We start from the raw sequence: 25,286 nt of genomic DNA, 5'->3' as shown, positions 1-25,286 counted from the left end.
AACACTGAGCCAAAAAAAAGGCCGCGCAATGCGGCCTTGTGGCACCCGATACCGTGGCAGCGGGGCGGGTATATCCCCCGCCCCTTGCCGGTTACGACCCGGCGCCGGCCCCCGCCGCTGGCGCGGCTTGCGCGGACGTGGCCGTGCGTTCAGTCCAGCCGCCGCCCAGCACCTTGTACAAGGTCACCAGGTTGGACAACCGGGCCAGGCGCGTATCCACCAGCGTCTGCTGCGCGGTGTACAGCGAACGCTGTGAATCCAGCACGCTCAGGTAGTCGTCGATACCCTGGCGGAAACGCTGGTCGGACACGTCGTAGGCCCGCTGGTTGGCGTCAACCAGCAAGCGCTGCGCCTGGATCTGGTCGTCCAGCGTGCCGCGGCCAGCCAGGGCGTCCGCCACTTCGCGAAAGCCGGTCTGGATGGACTTTTCGTACTGGGCGACCTGGATGTTCTTCTGCACCTTCGCCAGGTCCAGGCCCGCCAGCAGCGAACCGCCCGCGAAGATCGGCACCGTGATCTGGGGCACGAAGCTCCAGGCGCCGGAGCCGCCTTCGAACAGCCCGCCCAGGCTGGCGCTGGCGGTGCCCGCCTGGCCCGTCAGGCTGATGGTCGGGAAGAACGCCGCGCGCGCCGCGCCGATGTTGGCGTTGGCGCCCTTCAACTGGTGTTCGGCCGCACGGATGTCCGGGCGCCGGGCCAGCAGGTCGGATGGCAACCCGGCGGGCAAGGTGGTCGGCAGCATGCCGTCGTCCAGCCTGACGGCCTGGTCCAGCGCCGCCGTGATCTCCGGCGACATCGGCTGGCCCACCAGCAACGTCAGCGCATTGCGGTCCTGGGCAGCCTGGCGCGTGTATTGCGACAGGTTGCGCTGGGCCGTGCGCAGCGACACTTCGGCCTGGCTGAGGTCCAGCGCGGTGGACAGCCCCTGGTCGTAGCTTTGCTGCGTGAGATTGAAGGAATCTTCCTGGCTCTTCAATGTGTCCCGCGTCAGGCTCAGCAGTTCTTGGTCGGCACGCAGCGTCAGATAGGCGTTGGCCACCTCGGCGATCAACGTCAGCTGGGTTGCCGTGCGGGTTTCATCCAGCGCCAGATAGGACTCCAGCGCCTTGTCGCTCAAGCTGCGTATGCGGCCGAACAGATCCAGCTCCCAGGCCGACATGGCGGCGCCCACCTGATAGCTGTGGCTGGTGGTGGCGCGGCCGCTGGCGGACAGGTCCGCAGGCGAACGCTGGGCCGTTTCCTGGCCCGCGATGCCCACGCTGGGCATCAGATCGGCGCGCTGAATGCGGTACTGCGCCCGCGCCGCTTCGACATTCAAGGCCGCCACGCGCAGATCGCGGTTGTTGGCCAGCGACAGCTCGATCAGCTGCTGCAAGAGCGGATCGCTGAAGAAATCGCGCCAGCCGATATCCGCCGTGGACATCCCTTGCGCAGCCTGCGAACCGTCGGCCTTGTAGGCCGGGCCCGTGGGATAGGCGGCGTCGACCGGCGCGTCCGGCCGTTCGTAGGTCGGGGCCAGCGAGCAGCCCGCCAGGGCTGCCGCCAGGGAAACAGACAATAAAGTTCTCATCTGGAATTTCATTACGGTTGTCCTTCGGCGGACACTTCCTGCGAGCCGTTGGCGCTGGTGTCGTGCTTGTCTTGGTTTTCGCTCATGCGCTTGACCTTGAACATGCGCAGCATGATCACGAAGAAGGCCGGAACGAAGAAGATCGCCAGGAACGTGCCCGTCAGCATGCCGCCGATCACGCCCGTGCCGATGGCATTCTGGCTGCCGGAGCCCGCGCCCGACGAGATCGCCAGCGGCGTCACGCCCAGGATGAACGCCAGCGACGTCATCAGGATCGGGCGCAGGCGCTGGCGCGCGGCGTGGATGGCCGACTCCGTCAGGCTGGCGCCGGACTCGAAGTGTTCCTTGGCGAACTCCACGATCAGGATGGCGTTTTTGGCCGCCAGCCCCACCGTGGTAAGCAACCCCACCTGGAAGTACACGTCGTTGGACAAGCCCCGCATCAAGGTCGCCAACAGCACCCCGATGATCCCCAGCGGCACCACCAGCATGACGGCCGTCGGGATGGACCAGCTTTCATACAGCGCCGCCAGGCACAGGAACACCACGATCAGCGAAATGGCATACAACGCCGGCGCCTGCGAGCCCGACAGGCGTTCTTCGAACGACAGCCCCGTCCATTCAAAGCCCACGCCCACCGGCAGCTTGGCCGCCAGCTTTTCCATTTCTTCCATGGCCGCGCCCGAGCTGTAACCCGGCGCCGCCTGACCCTGAATGTTGTAGGACGGCACGCCGTTATAGCGGTTCAGCTTCTGCGGGCCGAAGCTCCACGTGGCCTTCGAGAATGCCGAGAACGGCACCATGTCGCCCGCGTTATTGCGCACATACCATTTGTTCAAGTCTTCCGGCAGCATGCGCGACGACGCCTCGCCCTGCGCGAACACCTTTTTCACCCGGCCGCGGTCGATGAAGTCGTTGACGTACGACGACCCCCACGCGGTCGCCAGCGTGCTGTTGATGTCCGACACGGCCACGCCCAGCGCCCGCGCTTTTTCGCGGTCGATGTCCAGTTGGTACTGCGGCGCGTCTTCGATGCCGTTCGGACGCACGCCGATCAGCACCGGGCTTTTCGCGGCTTCGCCCAGCAACTGATTGCGCGCGGCAAGCAGCTTTTCATGGCCCACGCCGGCGCGGTCCATCAGCTGGAAGTCAAAACCGGTGACGTTGCCCAGCTCCATCACGGAAGGCGGTGGCACCACGAACAGTTGCGCGCGGCGCTCGGTCTTGCCGAAGTGCGCGTTGGCGCGCGCCGCCACGGCGCCGGCCTTCAGGCTGGCGTCGCCGCGTTCTTCCCAGTCGCGCAGCTTGATGAACAGGATGGACGCGTTCTGGCCGCGGCCGCCGAAGTTGAAGCCGTTCACCGCGAACACCGATGTCACGGCGTCTTTTTCTTCGGTCAGCAGATACTTCGTGGCATCGTCGATGACGGCCTTGGTGGCCTCTGCGGTGGCGCCGGCCGGCGTCTGGATCTGGGCGAACAAGATGCCCTGGTCTTCCGCAGGCAGGAACGCCGTCGGGATGCGGGTGAACAGCCAGCCCATGGCGATGACAAGCGCCAGGTACACCACCATCAGGCGTTTGGTGCGGTTGAGCCCGCGCGCGACGCTATTGGCATAGCCGTTGCTGCTGCGCTCGAACGTGCGGTTGAACCAGCCGAAGAAGCCCTTCTTCGTGCCGTGGTGGCCCTTCGGGATGGGCTTGAGCAAGGTGGCGCACAAGGCCGGCGTGAAGACGATGGCCACCAGCACCGACAGCACCATCGACGACACGATCGTGATCGAGAACTGGCGATAGATCACGCCCGTGGAGCCGCCAAAGAACGCCATCGGGATGAACACGGCGGCCAGCACCATGGCGATGCCGATCAGCGCGCCGGTGATCTGGCTCATGGACTTGCGGGTGGCCTGCTTGGGCGTCAAGCCCTCTTCGGCCATCACCCGTTCGACGTTTTCCACCACCACGATGGCATCGTCCACCAGCAGGCCGATGGCAAGCACCATGCCGAACATCGTCAAGGTATTGATGGAATAGCCAAACGCGGCCAGCACGCCGAACGTGCCCAGCAACACCACCGGCACGGCCAGCGTGGGAATGATGGTGGCGCGGAAATTCTGCAGGAACAGGTACATCACCAGGAAGACCAGGATGATGGCTTCCACCAGCGTCTTGAACACTTCATGGATGGACAGGCTGACGAACGGCGTCGTGTCGTACGGGTAGACGACGTCCATGCCCGGCGGGAAGTACGGCTTCAGGTTATTGATGGTGTCCCGCACCGCCTGCGCCGTGTCCAGCGCGTTGGCGCCCGGGGCCAGCTTGATTGCCAGGCCCGATGCCGGCTTGCCGTTGTAGAAGCTGTCGATGGCGTAGGTCTGGCCGCCAAGTTCGATGCGCGAGACATCGCCCAGGCGCACTTGCGAACCGTCGGCGTTGACCTTGAGCAGGATGCGGCCGAAATCTTCCGCCTTCTCCAGGCGCGACGGCCCGATGATGGTGGCGTTCAACTGCTGCCCGCGCACGGACGGCAGGCCGCCCAGCTGACCGGACGACACCTGCACGTTCTGTTCCTTGATCGCCGCCACCACGTCGACCGTGGTCAAGCCGTAGTTGACGAGCTTGGCGGGGTCCAGCCAGATGCGCATCGCGTATTGCGAGCCGAACAGCTGGAAGTCGCCCACGCCCTGCGTGCGGCTGATGGGATCCTGGACGTACGAGGCGACGTAGTCGGCCAGGTCGTCCTTGGTCATCGTGCCGTCGGTGGACACGAAGCCCGCCACGATCAGGAAGTTCTTCGTGGCCTTGGTGACGCGGATGCCCTGCTGCTGCACTTCCTGCGGCAAGAGCGGCTGCGCCAGCGCAAGCTTGTTCTGCACCTGCACCTGCGCGGTGTCCGGATTGGTGCCTTGCTTGAAGGTCAGCGTGATCGACATGCTGCCGTCGGAATTGCTTTCCGACGAGATGTATTGCAGGCCGTCCAAGCCGTTCATCTGCTGTTCAATCACCTGCACCACGGTGTCCTGCACCGTCTGCGCGGAAGCGCCCGGGTAGGTCACCGCGATGCCGATGGCCGGCGGCGCGATGTTGGGGTATTGGGAGACCGGCAATTGCAGGATGGACAGCGCGCCGGCCATCATCAGCACGATCGCGATCACCCAGGCGAAAACCGGCCTATCGATAAAAAACTTTGCCATGCATGGCTCCCTGATTACTGCTTGGCCGGCGCGGCGTTCGCCGCCTGCGGCTGCTGCGCGTTGGCGCCAGCTTCGGTGGCGACGACTTCGACGCCCGGACGCACCATCTGCAGACCTTCCACGATGACCTTGTCGCCGGCGGCCAGGCCGTCGGTGACCAGCCACTTGTCGCCAATGGCGCGGTCGGTCTTCAATTCGCGCAATTCAACCTGGTTCTTGGCGTTGACCACCAGCGCCGTCGGCAGACCGCGCTGGTTGCGGGTCACGCCGCGTTGCGGCACCAGCAGGCCGTCGGCGGCCACGCCGTCAGCCAGGCGGGCGCGCACGAACATACCGGGCAGCAGGCGGCGGTCGGGGTTCGGGAACACCGCGCGCAGCGTGATCGAACCGGTGCCCTGGTCCACGGTCACTTCCGAGAACTGGAGCTTGCCGGTCTGCTTGTATTGCGAACCGTCTTCCAGCGTCAGCGTGACCAGCGCGGCCTGCTCGCCGTCGGCCTTCTTCAATTGACCGCTGGCCAGCGCGTCCTGCAAACGCAGCAACTGAACGCTGGATTGGGTCACGTCGACGTAGATCGGGTCAATTTGCTGCACTGCAGCCAACGCGCCGGTCTGGTTGGCCGTGACCAGCGCGCCTTCGGTCACCGAGGACCGGCCGATGATGCCGTCGATGGGCGACAGCACCTTGGTGTAGACCAGGTTGATGCGGGCCGTGTCCAACGCGGCCTTGGCCGACATCACGTCGGCGGCGGCCTGGTCGCGCGACGCGACGGCGTTGTCATAGGTCTGCTGGCTGACGGCGCGGGTGGCCACCAGCGGTTTGTAACGTTCGGCCAGCAAGCCGGCAGTCTTCTGCTGCGCCTGGGCGCGGGCCAGGGCGGCCTTCTGGCTATCGACGCTGGCCTGGTAGAGCGCGGGATCGATTTGATAGAGCTGTTCGCCCGCCTTGACCTCACCGCCTTCGGTGAACAGGCGCTTCTGGACGATGCCGTTGACCTGGGGCCGGACTTCGGCAACCCGGAATGCGGAGGTGCGGCCCGGCAATTCCGTCGTCAGGGACACGGGCTGCGTGGTCAGGGTCACGACCGAGACTTGCGGCTTGCCCGCCTGCGGCGCGTCCTGCTTTTTGCCGCAAGCGGCCAGGGTGAGAGCCGATGCCGTCAGCGTGACGATCGCCGCGCCGCGCCACATAGCGCTTTTCTTGTTCATAGATTGCATTCCAAAAAATATGAGACCCCACGCTGCACTCGCTTTCGCGGGCTTGCTGCCCCAAAGGGCTTTTTGCCCCGGGAAGACCAAGCGGCAAAACGCCGCCGAGCCGCGCCCGAACTGGCAAGGCAGTGCATCAACTGGGTGGATTCGCGTTGAACACGCAGGGTGGGCTTAGTCGCATTGCTGCATTGCAGAACTCGCATTCTGCGTTATCCCGCCGTGGAAACAAAGGGGCACATTAAGAAAACATCATTCCATTTATGGGACAATTATTCATCCCCGGCCTATGACAGAATCTCGCCATGAAACGCTTACAAGGCATGGAACTCTTCGTGGAAGTGGCCAAGACGCACAGTTTTAGCCGCGCTGCGGCGACGCTGGGCGTCCCCAAGTCCACGTTGTCTCGCCAGGTGGCCGAACTGGAGCGATCCGTTGGCTTGCGGCTGCTCAGCCGCACCACGCGCAAGGTGGAACTGACCGACGCGGGCCGGCTGTACTTCGAACGCTGCCAGCGCATCGTCGCCGAAGCCCAGATCGCCCATGAAGAACTGCAGAAGCTGGTGGATACGCCAGCCGGGCCGCTGCGGGTCAACATGCCTGCGGATTTCGGCACGGACTTCCTGGCTGAATCGTTCATGGAGTTCTCCCGCCGCTATCCCGACGTCACGTTTTTCCTGGATCTTGCCAATCCGGACCACGCATCGCGCGTATTCCAGACTTGCGACATCTCCATCGAAATCGGCGACCTGCCCGATTCGACGCAGATTGCCAGGCTACTGGGCATGCTGCCTGCCCATCTGTATGCCTCGCATGACTACCTGCAGAAGCACGGCGAACCGCGGCACCCCAGCGACTTGACCCGCCACGAGTGCATAGAGTTCCGCGCCGAAGGCGCTGGCCGCGTGACCCGCTGGCCGCTTTCCAACGGCGATCAGCACATCGAGTTCACGCCGGGCAACCGGTTTTCAGTCAATGGCGTCGCCATGGCTCGCCGGTTGGCCATGCTGGGCGCGGGCATCGCGGTGCTGGTGGGCGGCCAGATGGCCGAACAGCAGTCGGGCCAATTACGGCGCGTGCTGCCGGACTGGCAACTGGGGCCCTTCCCTGTCTATGCGGTCACCGAAACTCGGCTTCTGCCCGCCAAGACCCGGATCTTCATCGAGTTCCTGATGGAGCGCCTGGGCAGCGACGGGCAAGCGAAGAATACCCCCGCTTTCATGAAATAACGGCGTCTTGGAAACAGATTGAAAAATCTGCCGATCACCGCGCAGGCGTCGCGGCCGCGCCCGTCGACGGAGCGGCGGACATTCCGGAACAACGGGGGTCAGAACCCTTCGTCGTCCCGCAGATAGCGCCATTGGCCCAGGGGCAGGTCGCCCAGCGACACGCGGCCGATCCGCACGCGCTTCAAGCCCACGACCTTCAGGCCGACCAGTTCGCACATGCGGCGGATCTGCCGCTTCTTGCCTTCCCGCAGCACAAATCGCAGTTGGTCGTGGTTTTGCCAACGGACCTGCGCGGGCTTTAGCGCGCGGCCGTCCAGCGACAGGCCGTGATTCAAGAGTTCAAGGCCACGGTCCGAGAGGTCGCCCTGCACGCGCACCAGGTATTCCTTGTCGACGCTGGAGTCTTCGCCAATCAGGTGCTTGGCGATGCGGCCGTCCTGCGTCAGTACCAGCAGGCCCTGGGAATCGATGTCCAGCCGGCCGGCCACGGCCAGCCCGTCCAGGTGCGCGCGTTCGAAGCGCTGCGGCGCCCGGTCGCCTGAAAAGCGCGAGCGGGAATCGATCAGCGCCACCGCGGGCGTGTAGCCTTTTTCGGCCTGGCCGGACACATAGCCGACCGGTTTGTTGATCAGGATCGTGACCCGCGAGGTCTGGCGCGCCTGCGCGGCGCGCTCAAGCGTGATGACCTGGTCTGGGTAGGCCCGGGCGCCCAGTTCGGACACCACGGCGCCGTCCACGCGGACCCAGCCGCGTTCGATATAGCTGTCGGCCTCGCGGCGCGAGCAGAGTCCGCGCTCGGACATGAGCTTGGAGATGCGTACTTTTTCCATGGCCGGTATTGTATGCGGACGCCCGCCGGCCTGCCGCTCAGGCCGACGGGTCGTAGTCGGACGGCGCCATGGGATCCAGCGGATACAGCGGACGGCGCCGGCGTTCGTACGGGAACAGGGAAAAATCCGAACTGGTGACGCCGGCGCTGGCGCATTCCACCAGCGCCTGTGAAATGGGCTCGAACACCGGCCGGCAGTACATGCGGGATTTGACCAGCACGAAGCGGGCCCGGCGCGGGTCCAGCCCCATGCTTTCAAACACGCCCAGGTCCCAGGGTTCGTGGGTGCGCTCGGTGATCACCAGTTGCGCCGCGCCGATATCCAGCACGGCGCTGCGGCCCATGCACGCCGTCTGCCCGGTATAGGTAGGCCCCGTGATGACGTATTGGCCATCGGTTATGGCCCCGACGACGCCCTGCAGCCGCACTGGCGCCGCCGGCCGGCCGATGGCCGGAATCGGCCGCTTGTTGCCCACCAGGATATCGACCCGGGCGCCCTCGCCCGCCGCCGTCAGCGCCGCCACGGCCGCGGGATCGCAATACAGGCCCGCGACAATGCCCGTCAAACCGGCCTCCACCGCCGCCATCAGCACCTCCATGGTGTCGCAGGTGCCGCCGGACATGCAGTTGTCGCCATGATCCAGCAGCAACACCGGCTTGCCCGCCCCGCACGCCAGCTCGACGGCCCGGGCCAGGGAATCGGCCAGGGGTTCGCTGTCGTAGAAAAAGCCGTCCCGCCCCGCCCAGATGCCTTGCGCCATCCCGGCCGCCGCCTGCTCGGCCAGCGCCGGCTCGCCCGCCCCCACCACCACCACGCTCAGGCATGGATACGGAATGTCCGCCAGGGCGAACCCCGCCAGCACGGATACGGCCAACATGCCCGCGTCCTCGGCGCGCCGGGCCGCCTGCACGGCGTCGCGCATGGCGCCTTGCGCCGTGGCGCTGCGCAAAGTGTGCGTCATCAAGGGCAGGCGGCGCCACGCCATCACCGGGCGCGGCCCGCCGTTGAGCCAGTCGAACAGGATGCGGCCCGCGTGGTCGCCGGTTTCGTACATGTCCACGTGCGGGTAGGTCTTGAAGCTGACGATGACGTCGGCGTTGGCCATCATCTTGGGCGTAACGTTGCCGTGCAGGTCCAGCGCCACGGCGATCGGCACGTCGGGCGTCTGCTGGCGCAAGCGCTCCAGCAGGTCGCCCTCGCCGTCGTCGGTGCTTTCGACCGCCATGGCGCCATGCAGGTCCAGCAGAATGGCGCCGCATCCACGCGCGCCGGCCACGATCTCGTCGCAGAGCTTGCGATAGGCCTTCGCGTCCACCCGGCCACTGGGATACGCGGTGGCGGACACCGGCGTGACCACCGACGCGCCGTTCGCCTCGGCGATGTCGATGAAGGCCGACATGGCCGTGCGCTTGCCCTTGTTCTCTTCGTAGGCCGCCGCGCCGAAGGCGGGGCCATCGTTGCCGAACGCCGCCAATGGCGTCGGCACGGGTGAGAACGTATTGGTCTCGTGGTTCAAGCGGGCAATCATGACTTTCATTGTTTTCCTCTTTACCGGCAGGCACTTAGCCCATTTACGGCGGCCCTGGGCGGGTGCCGCCCAGGCCGAGCTTTTCCATGGCTTCGCTGGCCTCGATGATCATCGCGGCGACTTCGGCCACGCTGACGCGCAAACCCGTGGCACGCGTGCGCATGTGCTCATAGGCCGCGCGTTCGTCCAGCCGCTGGTGATCCATCAGCACGCGGATCGCCTTTTCAATGACGCGCCGCGCCTTGATGGTGTTTTCCAGCTTGTCGATCTTGACCTGCTGCCGGTTCTGGAACTGCTTGGCCGACCGCGCCAGCACCAGGGTGCTGAGGATGCCCGCCGAACGGAATGGCCGCGTCAGCACCCCATGGGCATTGGTCTTCAGCAATTGCTTGAGCGTAGTGGGCGTTTCGTATTCGGACAGCGCGATCAAGGTGGCCTCGACTTCGCTGGCCGACCAGGCCGAGCTGTTCTGCACGCACTGCGACACCTGGAAGAAAATCACGTCGGCGCCGGCCGGCGCGGCATCCGGGAACGGCCAGTGCAAATGGATGCGGCAACCGATGCGCTTGAGCTGTTCGACCAGCACATCGCGGTCTTCGCCCGGCGGATACACCACCGCGACGGCCACGCTGCGCAGGTCCTCGTAGAGGCGGCGAAGGCTATGGTCCATGCTCATTTCAACCAGAATTCGTCCAGGCCGAATGCCGTCAGATAAGGGTCCGGCTTCACCGGCTGGTCGCTTTCCCAGACGATATCGAAACGTCCGTCGGCCCGGCACACGCCGATGCGCGGCGTCAGTACACAGTGGTTGTTCTCGGCCAGGATGGACATGCGCCCGTCCGGCGCGTCGAATTGCACCTGATGCACCGCTTGCACGAGCTTGCGGGTGTCCATGCTGCCCACGCGCTGCAATGCGCGCGCGAACAGGTGCACCTGGCTGTAGCACGTTTCGGCATAGACGCTGGCGGGCTGGTCGCCAAAACGCTCGCGCCAACGCGACAGGAAATGCCGGTTGGCGGGCGTATCGACGGTATTGAAATACGTGGCGGCGGTGATGTGCCCCACGCAACGCTGCGGCCCGATCTCGGCCACCTCGGATTCCGCCATGGTCAGGCTGGCGATGGGGATGTGGGCGGTTTGCGCCCCCGCCTGCTGGCAGGCCTCGTGGTAGCGCTGATAGAAGCGTTGCGCATCCGCGCCGATCAGCGTGGAGAACACCACGTCCGGCTGGATGCGGCGGATGTCCGCCACCACGTCGATGATGTCGCTTTCGTCGCATCCCAGGGGCAGATAGGTTTCGTCCAGGATCTCGCCGCCATGCTCTTCGACGGTCTCGCGCATGATGCGGTTCGTTTCACGCGGATAGATGTAGTCCGCGCCCACCAGGAAGATGCGCGAACCGCAGTTCTGGATAAGGTAGGCCGCCAGCTGCATGCTGCCCTGGTTGGGCGCCGCGCCGGTGTAGATGACGTTGGGCGAATACTCGAAGCCCTCGTAGACCGAGCCGTACCAAAGCAGGGAATTGCTGCGTTCAACCACGGGCAGCATCGCTTTGCGGCAATGCGAGGTGCAGCCCCCGAAGATGACGCTGACTTCGTCATCCAGCAGCAGGCGGGCCGCCAGGCGGCGGTATTCTTCGGCGTCGCTGCCGGGGTCGTACACCACGGGCGCAAGCGGCCGGCCCAACACGCCGCCCAAGGCGTTGATCTCTTCCACGGCAAGCACCGTCCCGAAGAAATGCTGCGATTCGGTCGTGCCCGTCACGCCGCTGCGCGAGTACAGCACGCCGATGCGCCACCCGGGCCGTTCCGCGTCCTGGTCCTGGAGCGAGGTCATGATTGCGTCCTTATGCGTGAATCGAGCATGCCGGCCCGTGAAGAAGCGGGTGCGGCGGCATTCATACCTTCAGATGATCAATGATATGGCCGATGGCCTCGGGCGCGCCAGCCTCGCCTTCGTCCACGATCGCCCCCTGTTTCAGCACCAGATAGCGGTCGGCCACATCCAGCGCGAACGCGACATTCTGTTCGACGATGAGCATGGTCGTGCCGCGCTGCTCGCGTTCCCAGTTCAGGGCGCGGCCCAGCCGCTCGATCACCGAGGGCTGCAGCCCTTCGGTGATTTCGTCCAGCAGCAACAGTTCGGGCCGCTGCATCAGCCCACGCGCCACCAGCAGCATCTTTTGCTCGCCGCCCGACAAGGTGCCGGCGTGCTGGCGCAGGCGCGTCGAGAACACCGGAAACAGGTCGGCGATATCGGCAAAGCGCTCGTCAAAGAGGTCATCGCGCGGCAGGCCCAGGCGCAGGTTGTCGCGGATGCTCAGGTCAGGGAACAAGGGCTGTTCCTGCGCCGCATACGCGACGCCGCAGCGCGCCACTTCATGCGGACGCAACCGCGTGGCGTCGACCGCGCCCAGGCGCACGCGCCCGCGCAACTTGGGCAGGTATCCCATGACCGTCTTGAGGAGCGTGCTCTTGCCCATGCCGTTCTTGCCCAGCAGCGCGACGCACGCGCCGCGATCGACCGATAGCGACACCTCGTTCAACACCACCGCGCCCTTGTAGCCGCTGGACACGCCTTCCAGGCTTAATGCCGGTGCGATGCTCGTCATTGCCCTGCCCCCTGCGCAGCCTGCGCGCTACCTGCATAGATGGTGCGCACCAATTCCGATTCCACGACTTCTTGGAAACTCCCGTCCATGACGATGCGGCCCTGGTGCAAGACGACGATCCGCGTCGCCACTTCCTTCACGAAATCCAGGTCATGTTCGACCAGCAGGCAGCACAGGCCGTACTGATGCGCCAGCGACGACAGCATCTGGCCGATCTGTGACCGTTCGGCCTTGGAGAGGCCTGCCGTGGGTTCGTCCAGCAAGACGATGCGCGGCTCCAGCGCCAGCACCATCGCCAGCTCCAGCGCCTGTTGCTGCCCATGCGACAGGTCGCGGGCCACGCTGGCCAGGCAGTGGTCCAACCCGGTCACGCGCAGCACTTCCAGCGCGTAGGGCGGCAGGTCCAACGTGGGCGAACGCCGCCACCAGGATGGTTGCTCCCGCAGGGTCGTCGCGATGCGCAGGCTTTCCGCCACGGTCATCGTGTCGAACACATTGGCATTCTGGAACTTTCGCCCCAGGCCATAGCGCACGCATTGCTCGGGCCCGTCCCGCAGCACCCGATGGCCGTAGAGTTCCAAGTCGCCTTCAGACCGTTCGGCGCCGTCGGCGATGCAGCGCATCAGGGTGGTCTTGCCCGCACCGTTGGGGCCGATCAAGCCCACCAGTTCGCCCCCCCGGGCCTGCAGGTCGATCCCTTCCAGCACTTTCAGGCTGCCGAAACGCTTGGCCACGCCAGACAGGCTCAATGCCCGCGACGCGCCGTTGGCCGGCTGCGATTGGCCTGCGCGCGTGCCAAGCATCGGCACCACGGCCGCCTGGCCGCGCCGCAAGAACGGCGCCGTCAACAGCGGCAACAACCCGCGCGGCAACAGCAGGATGACCAGGATGAACGTCACGCCCAGCAGCAACTGCCACAGGAACGGCATGTTCCCGCTGAGGTAGGAGCCCGCCACGTTGATGAGAACGGCCCCCAGCACCGGGCCCCAGATGGTGCCGCGTCCGCCTAGCGCCACCCAGATGATCAGCTCGGTGCCAAACACGAATCCCGTGAGTTCCGGCGCCACCACGCCGCTGAACGCGCCATAGCCAAACCCCGCCAGGCTGGCCACCGCGCCGCACACGACCAGCAGCACGATGCGCCAATGGGCGGTGTTCAAGCCCAGATAGCTGCAACGGGACTCGTTGTCGCGCAGCGCCACCAGGATGCGGCCGCCGTCGCTGCGCACCACCACCCACGCCAGCAAGGCCACGACAGACAGGGAGCCGGCCGCGATCACATACCAGGCCTCGAGCGACAGGTCGAATGTCTCGTAGCCCGTCAGGCCCGACGACGAGCCGGTGTAGGTGCCGCCGGCCAGCACCAATTGCATCAGCACGATGGGCAGCACCAGCGAGATGACGGTTGCGAAGAAGGGCGACGCCCCCCGATAGAACGACAGCCAGCCCGTGGCCAGCGCCAGCAGCGCCGCCGCGCCCACCGCCGCCAAGGCGGCGAGGATGGCGATCGACGGTGAAAACCCGTAATGCGTGAAGGCCAGGCCGGCCGCGTAGGCGCCGACCCCGAAAAACGCGGATTGGCCAAAGGTCAGATGCCCCGTGTAACCCCACAGCACGTCCACCGTCACCGCCGCCATCGCGAAAAACAGCGCCTTGATCAGCACGTTGAGCAAGTAGGTGTCGAACAGCCAGGGGCCCGCCACGGTCAGGACCAGGCACATGCCGGCCAACCACGGCAGCCCCTGGCCGCGCCGGATGCGCGCCGGGTGCGCCGTGCCGGCCTCGCGCGGTCGTGCAAGCGAATGGTCAGTCATGGGCGAATCCTTGGGGACGCAGGCGCAGCGTCAACGCGGCCAATACGGCGATGGTGACGCCGCCCAGGATCGGGCTGACGAAAATGCTCACCAGCACCTGGCAAGCGCCATAGACCAGGCAGGTCAGCAACAGCGCGGTGATCGAGTGGCCCGACACCATGACAAGCATGAAGGCGCTGACCAGCCACGGCAGGCCCATGTTGGGGTCCACACTGGACAGCGGCGTGATCAGCGCGCCGGCAAGCGCGCCCAACCCGGCGCCCAGGCCAAAGGTCGTGAAGCGGATGCGTTCGGCGTTGATGCCCAGGCCGCGCGCCAGGTCTTCGTTCATGATGACGGCGCGGGTACGCACGCCGAAACGCGTGCCGTTCAACAGGACCGTCATGGCCGCATAGATCAGCAGCGCCCCGGGCACCAGGAACAGGCGATACGCCGAATACTCCGTGCCCAGGAAAGACACCGCTCCCTGGATCGGCGAATCCACGAATTGAACCTCGCGTCCGAAGGCCACCGTGATGAGCTGGCCGATCACGATGCCCAGCCCCCAGGTGGCCAGGATGGCGTCCAGCGGCCGCTTGTACAGGGGCTGAACGATCAGGCGTTCCACGCCCATGCCCACCAGCACGCCGGCCGCCAGCGCCACCGGCAGCGCAAGCCAGGGATTCAAACCCAGCTGGGTCACCACCAGACTGGCATAGCTTCCCAGCGTAAGAATCGCCCCATGCGCGAAGTTGACGATCTTCATCACGCCGAAGATGATCATCAACCCCGACGTCACGATGAACAGCATGGCGGCCGTGCTCAAGATGTCCAGCATCAAACCCATGATCGGTCTCCGGCGCCGCCGGCAGGCCGGCGGCGCTTGTCACGTTACGGCAAGGTCACTTCAAGTCCGGGCATTGCGCGCCCGGGTCCACTTGATTGAAGGTCTGCAGGATCTTGATGGAACCGTCCTGCTGCACCTGCCCCAGGCGCATGGTCAGCGCGGCGTGGCGCTGCCGGTCCATCTTCACGGGGCCGCGGGGGCCATCGAACGACACCTCGCTCAGGGCCTGCACCACTTTCTGCGGATCCAGGCCGCCTGCTCGCTCGACAGCCGCCTTGTACAGGTAGAAGGCCTCATATTGCGGACCCGAGAATTCATTGGCGGTCTTGGCGTCGTTGCCGAACTTCGCCTTCAGGCCATCCAGGAACTTGCGGTTCTGCGGCGTATCGATGCTGGTCAGGTAAGACGCCGACATGTACATGCCCACCGCCGTATCGCCCATTGTCTTGGCCGTGCCCTCGTCGATCGCCAGGTTGCCGTAGGGCATGGACAGCCCCGCCGCCTTGATCTGCTTGGCCAGACTGACGTTGGGTCCGCCGCCCGCCGTCGAACTGATCAGCGCATCGGGGTTTGCCGAGCGGATCTTCGACACCACCGGCGTCCAGTCCGAACCGTCGATGGGCAGGTATTCCTCGCCCACCACGCGCCCGCCCTGCTTTTCGATATACGCCCGCGTGAACTTCAGCATGCCGCGGCCGAAGGCGTAGTCGCTGCCGACCAGGAAGAAGGTCTTGGCTTTACGCTCTTGCATGAAGTGGTCCACCACGGGCGCGACCTGCTGCTCGGGCACCCATCCGTTCACATGCATCCAGCGGTTGCACGAACGGCCTTCGTAGAAAGAGGTATAGATGTACGGCACCTTGCCGCGCGACACGATGGGCAGCGCGGCATTGCGGGCCGCGCTAGTCTCCATTGCGATGATCGCGTCGACCTTCTTCTGGAATACCAGCGTGTCGTAGGCCTTTTGGGCGCCGACGGCACCCGACGCGTCGTCGGCGATCTCCAGAACGATCTGACGGCCCAGAATGCCGCCGGCCGCGTTGATCTCGTCGGCGGCCAACTGCGACGCCTGCACCACGCCGGGCGCCACCACGCTATTGGCGCCCGACAGGCCGACCGGCACGCCGATGCGCAAGGGTTCCGCGGCGTGCGCGCCGGCGACGCCGGCCAGTAACACGACGGACGACAAGCGGATGCGGAAGCTGCTGAACAGGGGTTTCATGAGGTTGCTCCTTGGAAGTCGGCTAAATGCCCGGCGCTTGACGTTGCCGCGGGGCCTCGCCTGCGCCCAGTTGCTCGTCGTAGAGATCGCAGCGCCTGTCGCGCAGCACGTGGTTGAAATCGTTCAATTGGCGCGCCCGGCGCGACGCCTTCACGTCGATGGGCGCCAGCAGTATTTCTTCCTGATCGGCGCTGGCGGGCCCCGCGGCCGTCCAGCCTTGCGATCCCACGATCAGGCTGCGGCCCACGAACGGCTGGCCGCGTTCAGTGCCGACGCGGTCGGCGCACACCACCGTCAAGCCGTTGCTGTGCGCCCCCGCGATGGTCAGCGCATGGGCCATTACCGGCCCGTCGGGCGTCTGCCCCGGCATCGGCACCCAGTTGGTCGGCACCGCCACGATGTCCGCGCCCCGCACCGCCAGCACGCGGTACACCTCGGGAAACCAGCCGTCATAGCAGATCGCCACCCCCAGGCGGCCCAGCTCGGTATGGAACACCGGCAGGCCCAGGTCCCCGGGTTCGAAGTACAGGTTTTCGTCGCCCCACAAATGCAGCTTGCGATAGGTGCCGAGATATCCGGCCGGGCCGGCAACCAGCGCGGCGTTGTACAGCCGGTCGCCGCAGCGCTCAGCGATGCCCGCCACCAGATAGATGCCCAGCCGCTGCGCCAGCGCGATCCATGCCTGCGAGCTGGGGCCGCCGGGCACCGCCTCGGCCAGGGCATAAGCCTCTTCGCGGCTTTCGAACACATAGCCCGTGTTGGCCAGTTCGGGCAGCACCACCAACCGCGCGCCTTGCGCGGCGGCCTGCTCCACCATGTCGGCCGAGCGGGCCACATTGGCGGCGACGTCACCGATCACGGGAGCCATCTGCACACTGGCCACCCAGGTCGCCTCGACCGGGGAACGTTGCGAATCCGACGCTTGCATGCGATCTCCCTCTTCGAAAATTGAAAACGAAAAAGCCCCCGACCACGCATCGCGTGCAAGTCGGGGGCTTCTATAGCCATACTGAATGTTCAAGCAGCAATTATTGCTGCGGGGTGCTGCATGCCTTGAAGGCATTCGGATCAATCTTGACCGTGGGCTGATAATAGAGAGACGGCCGCGCCCGGGACAATAAGTGCTTTCCCGAACGCTGGAATCGCGCGCCGGCCGTCGCGCCCAAGCCGCCTTTTCCCGGCGGCGCCCACGCTGCGTCACTGCGACGCATTGGGGCCGTCAGCCGGGCTTGGCATAATACGCAGCCATGATGAAACCCGCAGCACATCACCCTCCCCTTGCCGCTGGCTGGCTCGCCATCGCCCCGCCCGTCCTGCCGCCCGCCGTGCGCCACTGGCTGTTCCGCCCCGGCGCGCTGACCGCCGGGCTACGCCAGGTGGGCCAGGTCCGCCTGCGCGTGGTGGCCGAGCATGCCGATGGCGCGCCCCTGGATGAAGCCCGCGCAATGGGCATCGCACCCGGCACCCCCGTGTGGATCCGTGAAGTCCTGATGTCGGTGAACGGCGTGGACAGCGTGCCCGCCCGCAGCCTGACGCCGCTTGGCGCGTCGCACGGGGCGTGGCAAGGCATGCGCCGGCTGCTGACCCGGCCACTGGCCGACATGCTGTACCACGACAGCACCGTCATTCGTTCGCCGTTCGCATGCCGCCGGCTGGCCTCGCCGGTGCCGTTCCACGCCACGGCGCGCGGCGTGCTGCCGCCCGAGCAGCGCGACCGCGACGCCACCCGCATCTGGGCGCGGCGGTCCGTGTTCTGGCGCCAAGGCCAGCCGTTGCTGGTGGCCGAGTGTTTTCTGCCCGGCTTCTGGGAACTGATCGCCAACCAGCCCGTACCGCCCCTCGTCCCGCATCAGCGCACGCCACGCTGAAGCGCCGGCGCGCAATGCCAGGCATATTTCCGCGCGCGGTCATCGCGCGCTGACTCTTGTGCCAGAATAAGGCAATGAGACTCTACCTCGTTCTCGGCCTGCTGCTGCTTGGCATCGCTGCCGCCGTCGTCTACCGCCTGCGGCGGCCCCGCCCCGACGACACCCGCCGCCGCATCGTCAGCGACCTTGTCGCCGGTGCGATCATGTACGCTTTCACGGCGCCTGCCATCGGCGGGATCGCACTGATGATCGGGGTCGCAATCGCCACCCTGGAGGCCCAGAACCTGATGACGGCCATCTTCGGCCTGCCATGGTTCTACGTCTTCGGCGTCGTGCCTGCGCTGCTGTGCGGCATCGTGGCCGGCGCGCTCAAACCCGCGCGTCCCTCGTGGGGCGCGTTAGGCACGATGACGGTGGCGGGCGGCCTGTACGGATTCCTGTTCCTGGCCGGATTCGGCAGCCGGGAATTCCAGTGGACGGAGCTGCTATTCCCCGCCTTCGTGGGTGCATTGCCCGGTATGGTCGGCGCGTTCCTGTGCACGGTCTGGTTCTATGGCTGGCCCGGTCGCCAGCGCGAGCAGACGGTCGATGCCGGGTCGCACGCCAGGTCGGATGCCACCTCGGAACCCTTGCAATGATCGCTATCGCCCGCCGATTCTGGTTCCGACGTTTCTGGCTGCTGGCAATGGCCAGCCTGTTCACATTGCATGCCGGCGCAAGCGTCGCACAGACCTTCGATCGCCAGCTGGAGAATCAACGCTATCAGCAGTGGCTGCAAGACTTCCGGCGGGATTTCCAGCAATTCCTCCAAATGCCCGATCGCGAGAATGCCGACGTCGACAAGCTGTTCGCCAACACGCTGGTGCCCGGTTCGCGCGCTTCGCAGGTGGTGAAGGAGCTGGCCCGCGCCCAAGGCGACAGCACGCACGGTGAAATCCGCTTCGTCGGCATCCAGCGCGTATTCATGGCGGCGCTGTCGCATTCCGTCGTCGCGGGCGACGGCGGCATCTATCCCGAAACCCAGGCCGCCTTCAAGCAGCAGACGCTGCGTGTGCGCTATATGCATGTGGATGGCGGCGGCCGACTGGAGAGCTACTTCAGCAACCCCGAGGTCTTCAAGCCCTATCGGCTTCCGGAACCCGGCGTGTTGACTCGCGACGCGTACCCGTTCCTGCTGTTCGAGGACACGCAGGGCAAGCTCCGCCTGGGCGGAGTGTCCCGGGAATTCTGGGACCTGGTGAAGTACATGGACGCGCAACAATATGCGTAAGCTGCCGATCGCCCTTGCCTTGGCGGCCCAGGCGCTGCTGGCCCCGACCGCCATGGCGGCGTGCGGGCCAGTAGATGCTGATTTTTCCGTGCCCTCGACGTTGCCGGCCGTGCCGGTGTCCGTGGACCTGACGGACGACCGCGTGTTGCTGGGCAAGCGCGGCGAACGCATCCCCACGAACCGCAAGCTGGCATGGACCGAAGAGCGCGGCGACCCCACCCCCCACACCTGGGCCGACAAGGTCGACTGGCCGGCCTACCAGGTTCGGGAAACCGCAGGCGCGGCCGCGCCCACGCGCCTCTACTTCGATCCGGACGGCAAGCTGTGCCGGGTGGAACGCTATGGCAAAATCCGCGGCAGGAGCGTGCTTGAAAGCGGCTATCGCCTGGCCTACGACGCGGCGGGCGCGCTGGCGGCCTATACCGAATACGACTTGACGGGAGCGTCCAGCGCGCAGCCCTACGCCGTGACTCGCCGCGCCTGCCTGCAGCGCGACGCGCAAGGCGTGCTGACCACCTTCATCGACGACGGCTGCGGCGACGCCAAAGGCCCCGGCGTCAGCCGCCACTATCTGCACGACGCCTCGGGCCGTCTGCTGCGCGTCATCGACACGCTATCGCCTGGCCAGCCGCTGGCGGTCCAGACCTTCGACGCGCAAGGCAAGCCGGCGCAGCGCTACGTGCGGCAATATTCCGCGTTCGCCGCGCCGAACGATAGCGCGGAGCCTCTTGCCTACCCCGAACCCGCTACGCGCCCCGACCGTCTGTACCCGCGCCTGCGCGAACATATGGCGGCGATGCCGGGTGAGATCCCGGGCGTGGCGTGGCGCATCGTGCGCATTCCCGAAGACGTACCGATGGACGGCGACGACCAATCGTCCTGGGACCCCGAGCTGCAGGCCGTGCTGGCCAAGGGTGAAACCGACGCGCAAGGCACGGCGCACGTGACGCCGCAGGCCCAAGAACAGATCTGGCAGGCCATGCACCAGCATCCCGGCCGGGTCCTGTTCTATTTCGACCCGATGGGGCGCGTCGCGCTGGTGCCAGCCTTGACGCCCACGCAATGGAACGCGTGCGGCGACCCGGCCAATCTGGCGCCGGACGCCTGCACGCAGTGACGTATCACGCCTGGCGGGGCCGCGTGTCCACCGCCAGGCACAGCAAGGCCGTCAAGAGCGCCAAGGCGACGTGCCCGACATACAGCGGCGAGAAATCCGCATGGCTGACCGCGCCATGCCCCAGCATCAGCACCGTGATCGCCACCCCCATCACACCGCCCACCTGCCGCGTCGCCTGATTGACGGCGCTGCCCACGGCGTAGTGTTGCGCCGGCAGGCGGCTGACGGCCGCGCCCGACAGCGACGGCAGCACCATGCCCACGCCGATGCCGCTTAGCAGCAGGCCCGGCAGCCATTGCGTCAAATAAGCGGGTTGCTCGCCCGGGACCAGCAAGAACCACAATCCACTGGCCGCATAGATCAGGGCGCCGCCCACCAGGAACGGGCGGTGGCCCATGCGCGCCGCCAGCCTGCCGGTCAGGATCGCCGTGGGCATCACCAGCAGCGGGCCAGGCGTCACGGCCAGGCCGGCGCGCGGCAGGCTGTAATGCCAGACGCCGGTCATGTAGAAGAAGAAAGCGAAGAACATCATCGCGAACGCAATGCCAAAGCTCAGCGTGGCCAGGTTCACATAGCGATAGGTGCGGTGCTTGAAGAGCGACAGATCGACCAGCGGATGCGGCGTGGTGCGCGCCCAGGCCACGAAGGCACCCATGGATACGATGCCCATGGCGGCCACCACGCCCAGTTCCACACGGGTCCACGACGGCGATTCCGACTGCACGATCGCCAGCGCCAGCGCGCCCACCGCCACAACCAGCAGCGCCATGCCAACGCCATCCACGCGGCGGCGCGCATCGGGTTTCACGGATTCCTTGAGCAGGCCCGCGCCATACCACAGCGACAAGGCGCCCAGCGGCAGATTGATGTAGAAGGCCCATGGCCAGCCGGCCACGTCCACCACGAACGCGCCAAGACTGGGGCCGACCGCCGCGGCCAGGCCTCCCACGGCGCCCCACAGGCTGACCGCCACGGCGCGCTGGGAAGCCGGAAAGGCGGCCAGCACGATCGACAACGAGGCCGGCGTCAGCAGCGCCGCGCCCACGGCCTGCAGCACGCGGGCGGCGATCAGCCACCCCACGCTGCCCGCCAGGCCGCACGCGGCGGAAGCGGCCAGGAACAGCACCACGCCCACCATGAACATGCGCTTGCGGCCATGGGTGTCGGCCAGGCCGCCGGACGGGATCAACATGGCGGCGAACACCACGGTGTAGGCGTTGAGCACCCACGACATGTCCGCCGCCGACGCCTGGGGAAAGCCGGCGCGCAAGGCGCCGAATGCCGCATACAGCATCGTGCCATCCAGCGACACCAGGAACACGGCAATGCTGGCGACCCAGAAGACGGGCCAGGGAGACGCCGCGACGGGCGTATTCGCGGCGTTGATCGCCGGGTCGTTGGCGGAGGGGGCCGCCGGCGAAGCGGCAGAGGCGGAGCGGGCAGTCGCGCGCATGATGGCCTACCCCAGCGCTTTCAGGTACACCGCCGGCTCGGCGGACAAGCCCTGCTTGACCAGGCGCGTGCGTTCATCCGCCAACACTTCCTCGGCGCCTGCCTCCAGCCCGTCGAACGCCTGCCCGACGATGGACGCCGGGGTGGACTTCGGGCCATCAATGCCGCGGCTCAAGTCCGTGTCCACAAAGCCCATGTGCAGGCCCACCACCTGCGTCTTCTGCGCCCGCAGGTCATTGCGCAGGCCGTTGGTCATGGCCCAGGCGGCCGACTTGCTCATGGCGTACACGCTCAGCAGCGGACCCGTGATCCAGCTGGCGATGGACAGCACGTTCAACAGCGCGCCGCCGCCGTTGGCCGCCAGCACCGGCGCGAACGCCTGCGCCACGCGCAACGAACCGAACAGGTTGGTGTCCAGATGGCGTTGGGCGGATTCGATGCTGCCCTCGGCCATGAAACTGCCGATCTCGGCGACGCCCGCGTTGTTGATCACCAGCGTCACGTCCGACGCATGCGCGGCCGCCGCCGCCACGTCTTGCGGGTTCGTCACGTCCAGCTTGATCGCTTCGACGCCGGCCAACGTGACCGTCGACGGATCGCGCGCGCCGGCATAGACTTTGCGCGCGCCGCGGGCCAGCGCTTCGCGGGCAAATGCCAGCCCTAAGCCGCGATTGGCGCCGGTAATCAAAACCACTGCATTCTTGAGATCCATGATGGGATGTCCTTGGGGTGGATACAGCAACTAGCGTCTATAAAATATGATGATCATCATATTTTTGACCGGTAAAAAGACCGCGCAATGCGGCCTTGGATAAGGGATTTTCAGGTGGACGAGGAACTGGCCTCGCGGTCGTCGTATTGGTCCAGGATGGCATGGCGGGCGGACGCCAGCACGGCGCGCCCTTCGGCGTTGTCGCCCAATGCCCGGGCCAGTTGCAAGGCACCGACCAACGTACTGGTCACGGCCGCGGCCGCATGGTCGCCGGCAGTCTCGGGCAGCACCTGCCGCACGGCATCCATCAGGCGCTGCACGCGCAGCGCGGACACCTCGCGCACCTCGCTCGACTGACGGGGAATTTCGGAAGCCAGCGCCGATACCGGGCAGCCGCCTTCACAGCTTTTCAAATGCGTCTCGCCCAGATAAGCCTCGACCCAGGCGCGCAAGGGGCTGGCCCCTTCCGCCCGGCGGCGGGCGATGCTCTGGGACATACGCGCCGCGCCATCGCGGCCGGCGCGTTCCATGGCGGCCGCCAGCAATGCGTCGCGAGACGGAAAATGCGCGTAGAAGCCGCCATGGGTCAGCCCGGCCTCTTTCATGACGTCGGCCACGCCGACGCCCGCGTAGCCTTCACGCCGGATCGCGCGCGCGGCGGCGTCGACGATGCGTTCGTGAGAAAGCGCTTTGCGGGAGGACGGGCCAGGCATGGTCTTGAACCAAAAATATGATGATCATCATATTAATCCCCCAAAAACACCCCGGGCAAGAAAAATCCGGGGTGAATGTGTAACGCGGAAACGCAGGCCTGTCGGCGCGGCGGTTAGCGCCAGGCCTCGGGTTCGACGCTGACCTCGCCCTTGTCGGCCGAAAAGTACACGATGCCGTCCGAGATGTTCGCGTTCAGCTGCATGGTGCGCTCGGCCAGCTTGGCCAACGCGCGGCTCTGGTCCGACGGCAGGTTGATGACCTTCAGGTTGCGGGTGCGCTCCAGTTTGTTGCGCACGCCGTCCCACCAGATCTTGCTGGCCGACCCGCCGTAGCAATACACGATGACTTCGTCGGCACGGCCACAGGCGCGCAGGATGCGGCGTTCTTCGGGCTGACCCACCTCGATCCACAGTTTGACCGCGCCAGTCAGGTCTTTGACCCACAAGTCGGGCTCGTCGGTGTCGCTCAAGCCCTTGGTGAACGCCAGTTCTTCCTGCGCATGCAGGGCGTAGGCAACCAGGCGGACCATCAGGCGCTCGTCGGTTTCCGAGGGATGGCGGGCGACCGTCAGCGAATGGCTGCCGTAGTAGTGGCGGTCCGTATCGGCGACATTAAGTTCGGCCTTGTAGATGGTGGCGCGCAGGGCCATGGCGAAAAATCCGTTGAAATCGTGCAGATTGCGTGAAGGCCGCAATGATAACGCTTGGCGGCGGGGGGGTGTTTGCGGGGCATTCTTGCTGGCTCTCGGCTGGCACGTTGTCGGTCGCTCGTCGGTGTGGGCGGCATGGACGCTCGCGCCCACGATTGCGGTCCGGCGCGCAGGCGCCGGACTGCCCCGTTGTCATCGTCGTCCGCCTGCGGCTCCCTTCCGATTCCCTCGGGCGCATCGAGGTTGCTCGCGCCCATGCCGCCCACGCCGACGAGCTGGCGCCTTCTTGGATTGATGCGCTGCTGGAGCCGTGGTCGGTGGAGACGCTTGCGGGGCCCGCCGATTTCGGCCGCCCGGGCGGCCGAAATCGGCATACGTGCCTTGCCTCGTCGTGGCGGTGGTCGCTTGCGCGAATGCGAAAAGGGGGGTGTTAGTGCGCTTTCAAGTGCCGGGGTAGGTAGAGATGGGCGGCGCGCGGTGGACGGTGGATTGCGAATGGAGGCTTTGTGCGCGCGCCGCCCATCCGGCACTGGGGTTAAAGTGGCGATTGGCCTTTGCGCTGCGGGTGGGCGCCTGGCCTGGCATTATTGGCCCTCTATCCTCGCCCTCGCCCTCGCCTTCCGATCATGACCGCCACTGCCGCTCTGCTCGCCTTCACGCTGGCCGCCGCCATCCTCACGATTACGCCGGGGCTGGATACGGCGCTGGTCTTGCGAACTGCCGCCGTTGAAGGCGGACGCCGCGCGTTGATGGCGGGGTTGGGTATCTGTGCGGGATGCCTGCTTTGGGGCGCCATCGCCGCTTTCGGCCTGGGCTCCCTGCTGGCCGTCTCCACGCTGGCATACGACACGCTGCGCATCTGCGCTGCGGCCTACCTGTTCTATCTGGGCGCCAAACTGCTGTGGCGCACCTTGCCCGGCCGCGCGCCTGCGGCGGCGGCGGGCAAGCCGGCCCTTCAACGGCCGATTCCAGTTTCCACCAGCGCCACCGGCTGGTTCCTGCGCGGCTGCCTGACCAATGCCTTGAATCCGAAAGTCGGCATCTTCTACATCACCTTCCTGCCGCAGTTCATCCCGGCGGGCGCGGACGTGCTGACCTTCAGCCTGCTGCTGGCCACGATCCACGCCCTCCTGGGCGTACTCTGGTTCACTCTGCTGGTCGCCGCCACCCGCCCCTTGGCAAAATGGCTGTCCCGCCCCGCCGTGATGCGCGGCCTGGACCGCATGACAGGCGCGGTATTCATCGCATTCGGACTAAAGCTGGCACTGGAAAAACGCTAACGCCAAAGCGATCAAACACGCACCCCCCGCATTCGCGAAGCGCCAACGCCCCGACGCAAGCCCGCCCAAACGCCAAAAAAGGCCGCCCGCGCGGCCGTCTTTGGCGACCCCGCAAACTCCTCCGCCCCCCCCCACCCGAGGCCAAAACGCAAAGCAACCCACCATCCCAGCGGCCGGTAGCGGCAACTGACGGAG

At 66.2% G+C, this 25,286-nt stretch carries 22 protein-coding genes; 6 read left to right on the top strand and 16 right to left on the bottom strand.

Features of this window, described 5'->3' with window-relative positions:
• Positions 1-91: 91 nt before the first annotated feature.
• From adeC to CQ050_RS26510, 3 genes are read right to left on the bottom strand one after another with little or no spacing between them, the layout of a single operon-like run.
• Positions 92-1,582 (bottom strand): AdeC/AdeK/OprM family multidrug efflux complex outer membrane factor, encoded by a 1,491-nt coding sequence (adeC, locus tag CQ050_RS26520; protein WP_105559825.1) that lies wholly within the window; start codon positions 1,580-1,582, stop codon positions 92-94.
• Positions 1,582-4,761 carry an efflux RND transporter permease subunit gene (locus CQ050_RS26515; RefSeq protein ID WP_105559824.1) on the bottom strand — a complete coding sequence of 1,060 codons (3,180 nt, stop codon included), beginning with the start codon at positions 4,759-4,761 and terminating at the stop codon, positions 1,582-1,584. The genes adeC and CQ050_RS26515 overlap by 1 nt, the downstream gene beginning before the upstream one ends.
• Positions 4,762-4,775: 14 nt before the next feature.
• Positions 4,776-5,951, bottom strand: a complete 1,176-nt coding sequence (locus tag CQ050_RS26510) for an efflux RND transporter periplasmic adaptor subunit (protein WP_105559863.1) — start codon at positions 5,949-5,951, stop codon at positions 4,776-4,778.
• 341 nt (positions 5,952-6,292) lie between these two features.
• Between CQ050_RS26510 and CQ050_RS26505 the strand changes: the two genes are divergently transcribed.
• The gene (locus CQ050_RS26505; RefSeq protein ID WP_105559823.1) at positions 6,293-7,198 is read left to right on the top strand and encodes a LysR family transcriptional regulator; all 906 of its coding nucleotides are present in this window, start codon (positions 6,293-6,295) and stop codon (positions 7,196-7,198) included.
• Positions 7,199-7,296: 98 nt separating this feature from the next.
• On the opposite strand, the gene CQ050_RS26500 is transcribed toward CQ050_RS26505, so the two are convergent.
• From CQ050_RS26500 to CQ050_RS26460, 9 genes are all read right to left on the bottom strand, one after another.
• On the bottom strand, positions 7,297-8,028 hold the full coding sequence (locus tag CQ050_RS26500) for a pseudouridine synthase (RefSeq protein WP_105559822.1): 732 nt from the start codon (positions 8,026-8,028) through the stop codon (positions 7,297-7,299).
• Positions 8,029-8,065: 37 nt separating this feature from the next.
• Positions 8,066-9,565 carry a M81 family metallopeptidase gene (locus CQ050_RS26495; protein WP_105559821.1) on the bottom strand — a complete coding sequence of 500 codons (1,500 nt, stop codon included), beginning with the start codon at positions 9,563-9,565 and terminating at the stop codon, positions 8,066-8,068.
• A 34-nt stretch (positions 9,566-9,599) separates the two neighbouring features.
• Positions 9,600-10,226, bottom strand: coding sequence for an ANTAR domain-containing response regulator (locus CQ050_RS26490; protein WP_105559820.1), 627 nt, complete (start codon positions 10,224-10,226; stop codon positions 9,600-9,602).
• 2 nt (positions 10,227-10,228) lie between these two features.
• Positions 10,229-11,392 (bottom strand): transporter substrate-binding domain-containing protein, encoded by a 1,164-nt coding sequence (locus CQ050_RS26485; RefSeq protein ID WP_105559819.1) that lies wholly within the window; start codon positions 11,390-11,392, stop codon positions 10,229-10,231.
• Positions 11,393-11,453: 61 nt separating this feature from the next.
• Positions 11,454-12,167 carry an ABC transporter ATP-binding protein gene (locus CQ050_RS26480; RefSeq protein ID WP_105559818.1) on the bottom strand — a complete coding sequence of 238 codons (714 nt, stop codon included), beginning with the start codon at positions 12,165-12,167 and terminating at the stop codon, positions 11,454-11,456.
• A complete protein-coding gene (locus CQ050_RS26475) occupies positions 12,164-13,981 on the bottom strand; it encodes an ATP-binding cassette domain-containing protein (RefSeq protein WP_105559817.1) in 1,818 nt (605 codons plus the stop codon). Before CQ050_RS26475 ends, CQ050_RS26480 begins: the two co-directional genes overlap by 4 nt.
• Positions 13,974-14,807 carry a branched-chain amino acid ABC transporter permease gene (locus CQ050_RS26470; RefSeq protein WP_105559816.1) on the bottom strand — a complete coding sequence of 278 codons (834 nt, stop codon included), beginning with the start codon at positions 14,805-14,807 and terminating at the stop codon, positions 13,974-13,976. Before CQ050_RS26470 ends, CQ050_RS26475 begins: the two co-directional genes overlap by 8 nt.
• Before the next feature lie 55 nt (positions 14,808-14,862).
• Positions 14,863-16,029: a substrate-binding protein gene (locus CQ050_RS26465; protein ID WP_105559815.1), complete on the bottom strand. Its 1,167-nt coding sequence runs from the start codon at positions 16,027-16,029 to the stop codon at positions 14,863-14,865.
• 22 nt (positions 16,030-16,051) lie between these two features.
• Positions 16,052-16,957 (bottom strand): nitrilase family protein, encoded by a 906-nt coding sequence (locus tag CQ050_RS26460; protein ID WP_105559814.1) that lies wholly within the window; start codon positions 16,955-16,957, stop codon positions 16,052-16,054.
• A 319-nt stretch (positions 16,958-17,276) separates the two neighbouring features.
• On the opposite strand from CQ050_RS26460, the gene CQ050_RS26455 reads away from it, so the two are divergent.
• From CQ050_RS26455 to CQ050_RS26440, 4 genes are all read left to right on the top strand, one after another.
• Positions 17,277-17,897 (top strand): chorismate lyase, encoded by a 621-nt coding sequence (locus tag CQ050_RS26455; RefSeq protein WP_105559813.1) that lies wholly within the window; start codon positions 17,277-17,279, stop codon positions 17,895-17,897.
• Between the two features lie 74 nt (positions 17,898-17,971).
• Positions 17,972-18,535: a hypothetical protein gene (locus CQ050_RS26450; protein ID WP_199196940.1), complete on the top strand. Its 564-nt coding sequence runs from the start codon at positions 17,972-17,974 to the stop codon at positions 18,533-18,535.
• Entirely contained in the window at positions 18,532-19,167 is a 636-nt protein-coding gene (locus tag CQ050_RS26445; protein WP_105559812.1) for a hypothetical protein, read from the top strand. Before CQ050_RS26450 ends, CQ050_RS26445 begins: the two co-directional genes overlap by 4 nt.
• Positions 19,160-20,284: a hypothetical protein gene (locus CQ050_RS26440; RefSeq protein WP_105559811.1), complete on the top strand. Its 1,125-nt coding sequence runs from the start codon at positions 19,160-19,162 to the stop codon at positions 20,282-20,284. The genes CQ050_RS26445 and CQ050_RS26440 overlap by 8 nt, the downstream gene beginning before the upstream one ends.
• A 4-nt stretch (positions 20,285-20,288) precedes the next feature.
• Here CQ050_RS26440 and CQ050_RS26435 read toward each other — a convergent pair whose 3' ends face one another.
• The 4 genes from CQ050_RS26435 to CQ050_RS26420 all read right to left on the bottom strand — a co-directional run bounded on the left by CQ050_RS26435 (position 20,289) and on the right by CQ050_RS26420 (position 23,811).
• Complete coding sequence (locus tag CQ050_RS26435) at positions 20,289-21,737, bottom strand: DHA2 family efflux MFS transporter permease subunit (protein WP_105559810.1); 1,449 nt, start codon at positions 21,735-21,737, stop codon at positions 20,289-20,291.
• Positions 21,738-21,743: 6 nt separating this feature from the next.
• The gene (locus CQ050_RS26430; protein WP_105559809.1) at positions 21,744-22,448 is read right to left on the bottom strand and encodes an SDR family oxidoreductase; all 705 of its coding nucleotides are present in this window, start codon (positions 22,446-22,448) and stop codon (positions 21,744-21,746) included.
• Between the two features lie 110 nt (positions 22,449-22,558).
• Positions 22,559-23,161, bottom strand: a complete 603-nt coding sequence (locus CQ050_RS26425) for a TetR/AcrR family transcriptional regulator (RefSeq protein WP_105559808.1) — start codon at positions 23,159-23,161, stop codon at positions 22,559-22,561.
• 113 nt (positions 23,162-23,274) lie between these two features.
• Entirely contained in the window at positions 23,275-23,811 is a 537-nt protein-coding gene (locus tag CQ050_RS26420; protein WP_105559862.1) for a YaeQ family protein, read from the bottom strand.
• 626 nt (positions 23,812-24,437) lie between these two features.
• On the opposite strand from CQ050_RS26420, the gene CQ050_RS26415 reads away from it, so the two are divergent.
• Positions 24,438-25,091: a LysE family translocator gene (locus CQ050_RS26415; protein ID WP_105559807.1), complete on the top strand. Its 654-nt coding sequence runs from the start codon at positions 24,438-24,440 to the stop codon at positions 25,089-25,091.
• Positions 25,092-25,286 lie beyond the last annotated feature (195 nt).

The sequence above is a fragment of the Achromobacter sp. MYb9 genome (assembly GCF_002975275.1).
Classification (GTDB): domain Bacteria; phylum Pseudomonadota; class Gammaproteobacteria; order Burkholderiales; family Burkholderiaceae_B; genus Achromobacter.
The sequence above is the reverse complement of the archived record's forward strand: the minus strand, read 5'-3'. Positions and strand labels throughout refer to the sequence as shown.

Bases quoted from the DNA above. Each gene is read 5' to 3' on its own strand.
- adeC (WP_105559825.1), bottom strand. From the start codon at position 1,582: ATGAAATTCCAGATGAGAACTTTATTGTCTGTTTCCCTGGCGGCAGCC.
- CQ050_RS26515 (WP_105559824.1), bottom strand. From the start codon at position 4,761: ATGGCAAAGTTTTTTATCGATAGGCCGGTTTTCGCCTGGGTGATCGCG.
- CQ050_RS26510 (WP_105559863.1), bottom strand. From the start codon at position 5,951: ATGTGGCGCGGCGCGGCGATCGTCACGCTGACGGCATCGGCTCTCACC.
- CQ050_RS26505 (WP_105559823.1), top strand. From the start codon at position 6,293: ATGGAACTCTTCGTGGAAGTGGCCAAGACGCACAGTTTTAGCCGCGCT.
- CQ050_RS26500 (WP_105559822.1), bottom strand. From the start codon at position 8,028: ATGGAAAAAGTACGCATCTCCAAGCTCATGTCCGAGCGCGGACTCTGC.
- CQ050_RS26495 (WP_105559821.1), bottom strand. From the start codon at position 9,565: ATGAAAGTCATGATTGCCCGCTTGAACCACGAGACCAATACGTTCTCA.
- CQ050_RS26490 (WP_105559820.1), bottom strand. From the start codon at position 10,226: ATGGACCATAGCCTTCGCCGCCTCTACGAGGACCTGCGCAGCGTGGCC.
- CQ050_RS26485 (WP_105559819.1), bottom strand. From the start codon at position 11,392: ATGACCTCGCTCCAGGACCAGGACGCGGAACGGCCCGGGTGGCGCATC.
- CQ050_RS26480 (WP_105559818.1), bottom strand. From the start codon at position 12,167: ATGACGAGCATCGCACCGGCATTAAGCCTGGAAGGCGTGTCCAGCGGC.
- CQ050_RS26475 (WP_105559817.1), bottom strand. From the start codon at position 13,981: ATGACTGACCATTCGCTTGCACGACCGCGCGAGGCCGGCACGGCGCAC.
- CQ050_RS26470 (WP_105559816.1), bottom strand. From the start codon at position 14,807: ATGGGTTTGATGCTGGACATCTTGAGCACGGCCGCCATGCTGTTCATC.
- CQ050_RS26465 (WP_105559815.1), bottom strand. From the start codon at position 16,029: ATGAAACCCCTGTTCAGCAGCTTCCGCATCCGCTTGTCGTCCGTCGTG.
- CQ050_RS26460 (WP_105559814.1), bottom strand. From the start codon at position 16,957: ATGCAAGCGTCGGATTCGCAACGTTCCCCGGTCGAGGCGACCTGGGTG.
- CQ050_RS26455 (WP_105559813.1), top strand. From the start codon at position 17,277: ATGATGAAACCCGCAGCACATCACCCTCCCCTTGCCGCTGGCTGGCTC.
- CQ050_RS26450 (WP_199196940.1), top strand. From the start codon at position 17,972: ATGAGACTCTACCTCGTTCTCGGCCTGCTGCTGCTTGGCATCGCTGCC.
- CQ050_RS26445 (WP_105559812.1), top strand. From the start codon at position 18,532: ATGATCGCTATCGCCCGCCGATTCTGGTTCCGACGTTTCTGGCTGCTG.
- CQ050_RS26440 (WP_105559811.1), top strand. From the start codon at position 19,160: ATGCGTAAGCTGCCGATCGCCCTTGCCTTGGCGGCCCAGGCGCTGCTG.
- CQ050_RS26435 (WP_105559810.1), bottom strand. From the start codon at position 21,737: ATGCGCGCGACTGCCCGCTCCGCCTCTGCCGCTTCGCCGGCGGCCCCC.
- CQ050_RS26430 (WP_105559809.1), bottom strand. From the start codon at position 22,448: ATGGATCTCAAGAATGCAGTGGTTTTGATTACCGGCGCCAATCGCGGC.
- CQ050_RS26425 (WP_105559808.1), bottom strand. From the start codon at position 23,161: ATGCCTGGCCCGTCCTCCCGCAAAGCGCTTTCTCACGAACGCATCGTC.
- CQ050_RS26420 (WP_105559862.1), bottom strand. From the start codon at position 23,811: ATGGCCCTGCGCGCCACCATCTACAAGGCCGAACTTAATGTCGCCGAT.
- CQ050_RS26415 (WP_105559807.1), top strand. From the start codon at position 24,438: ATGACCGCCACTGCCGCTCTGCTCGCCTTCACGCTGGCCGCCGCCATC.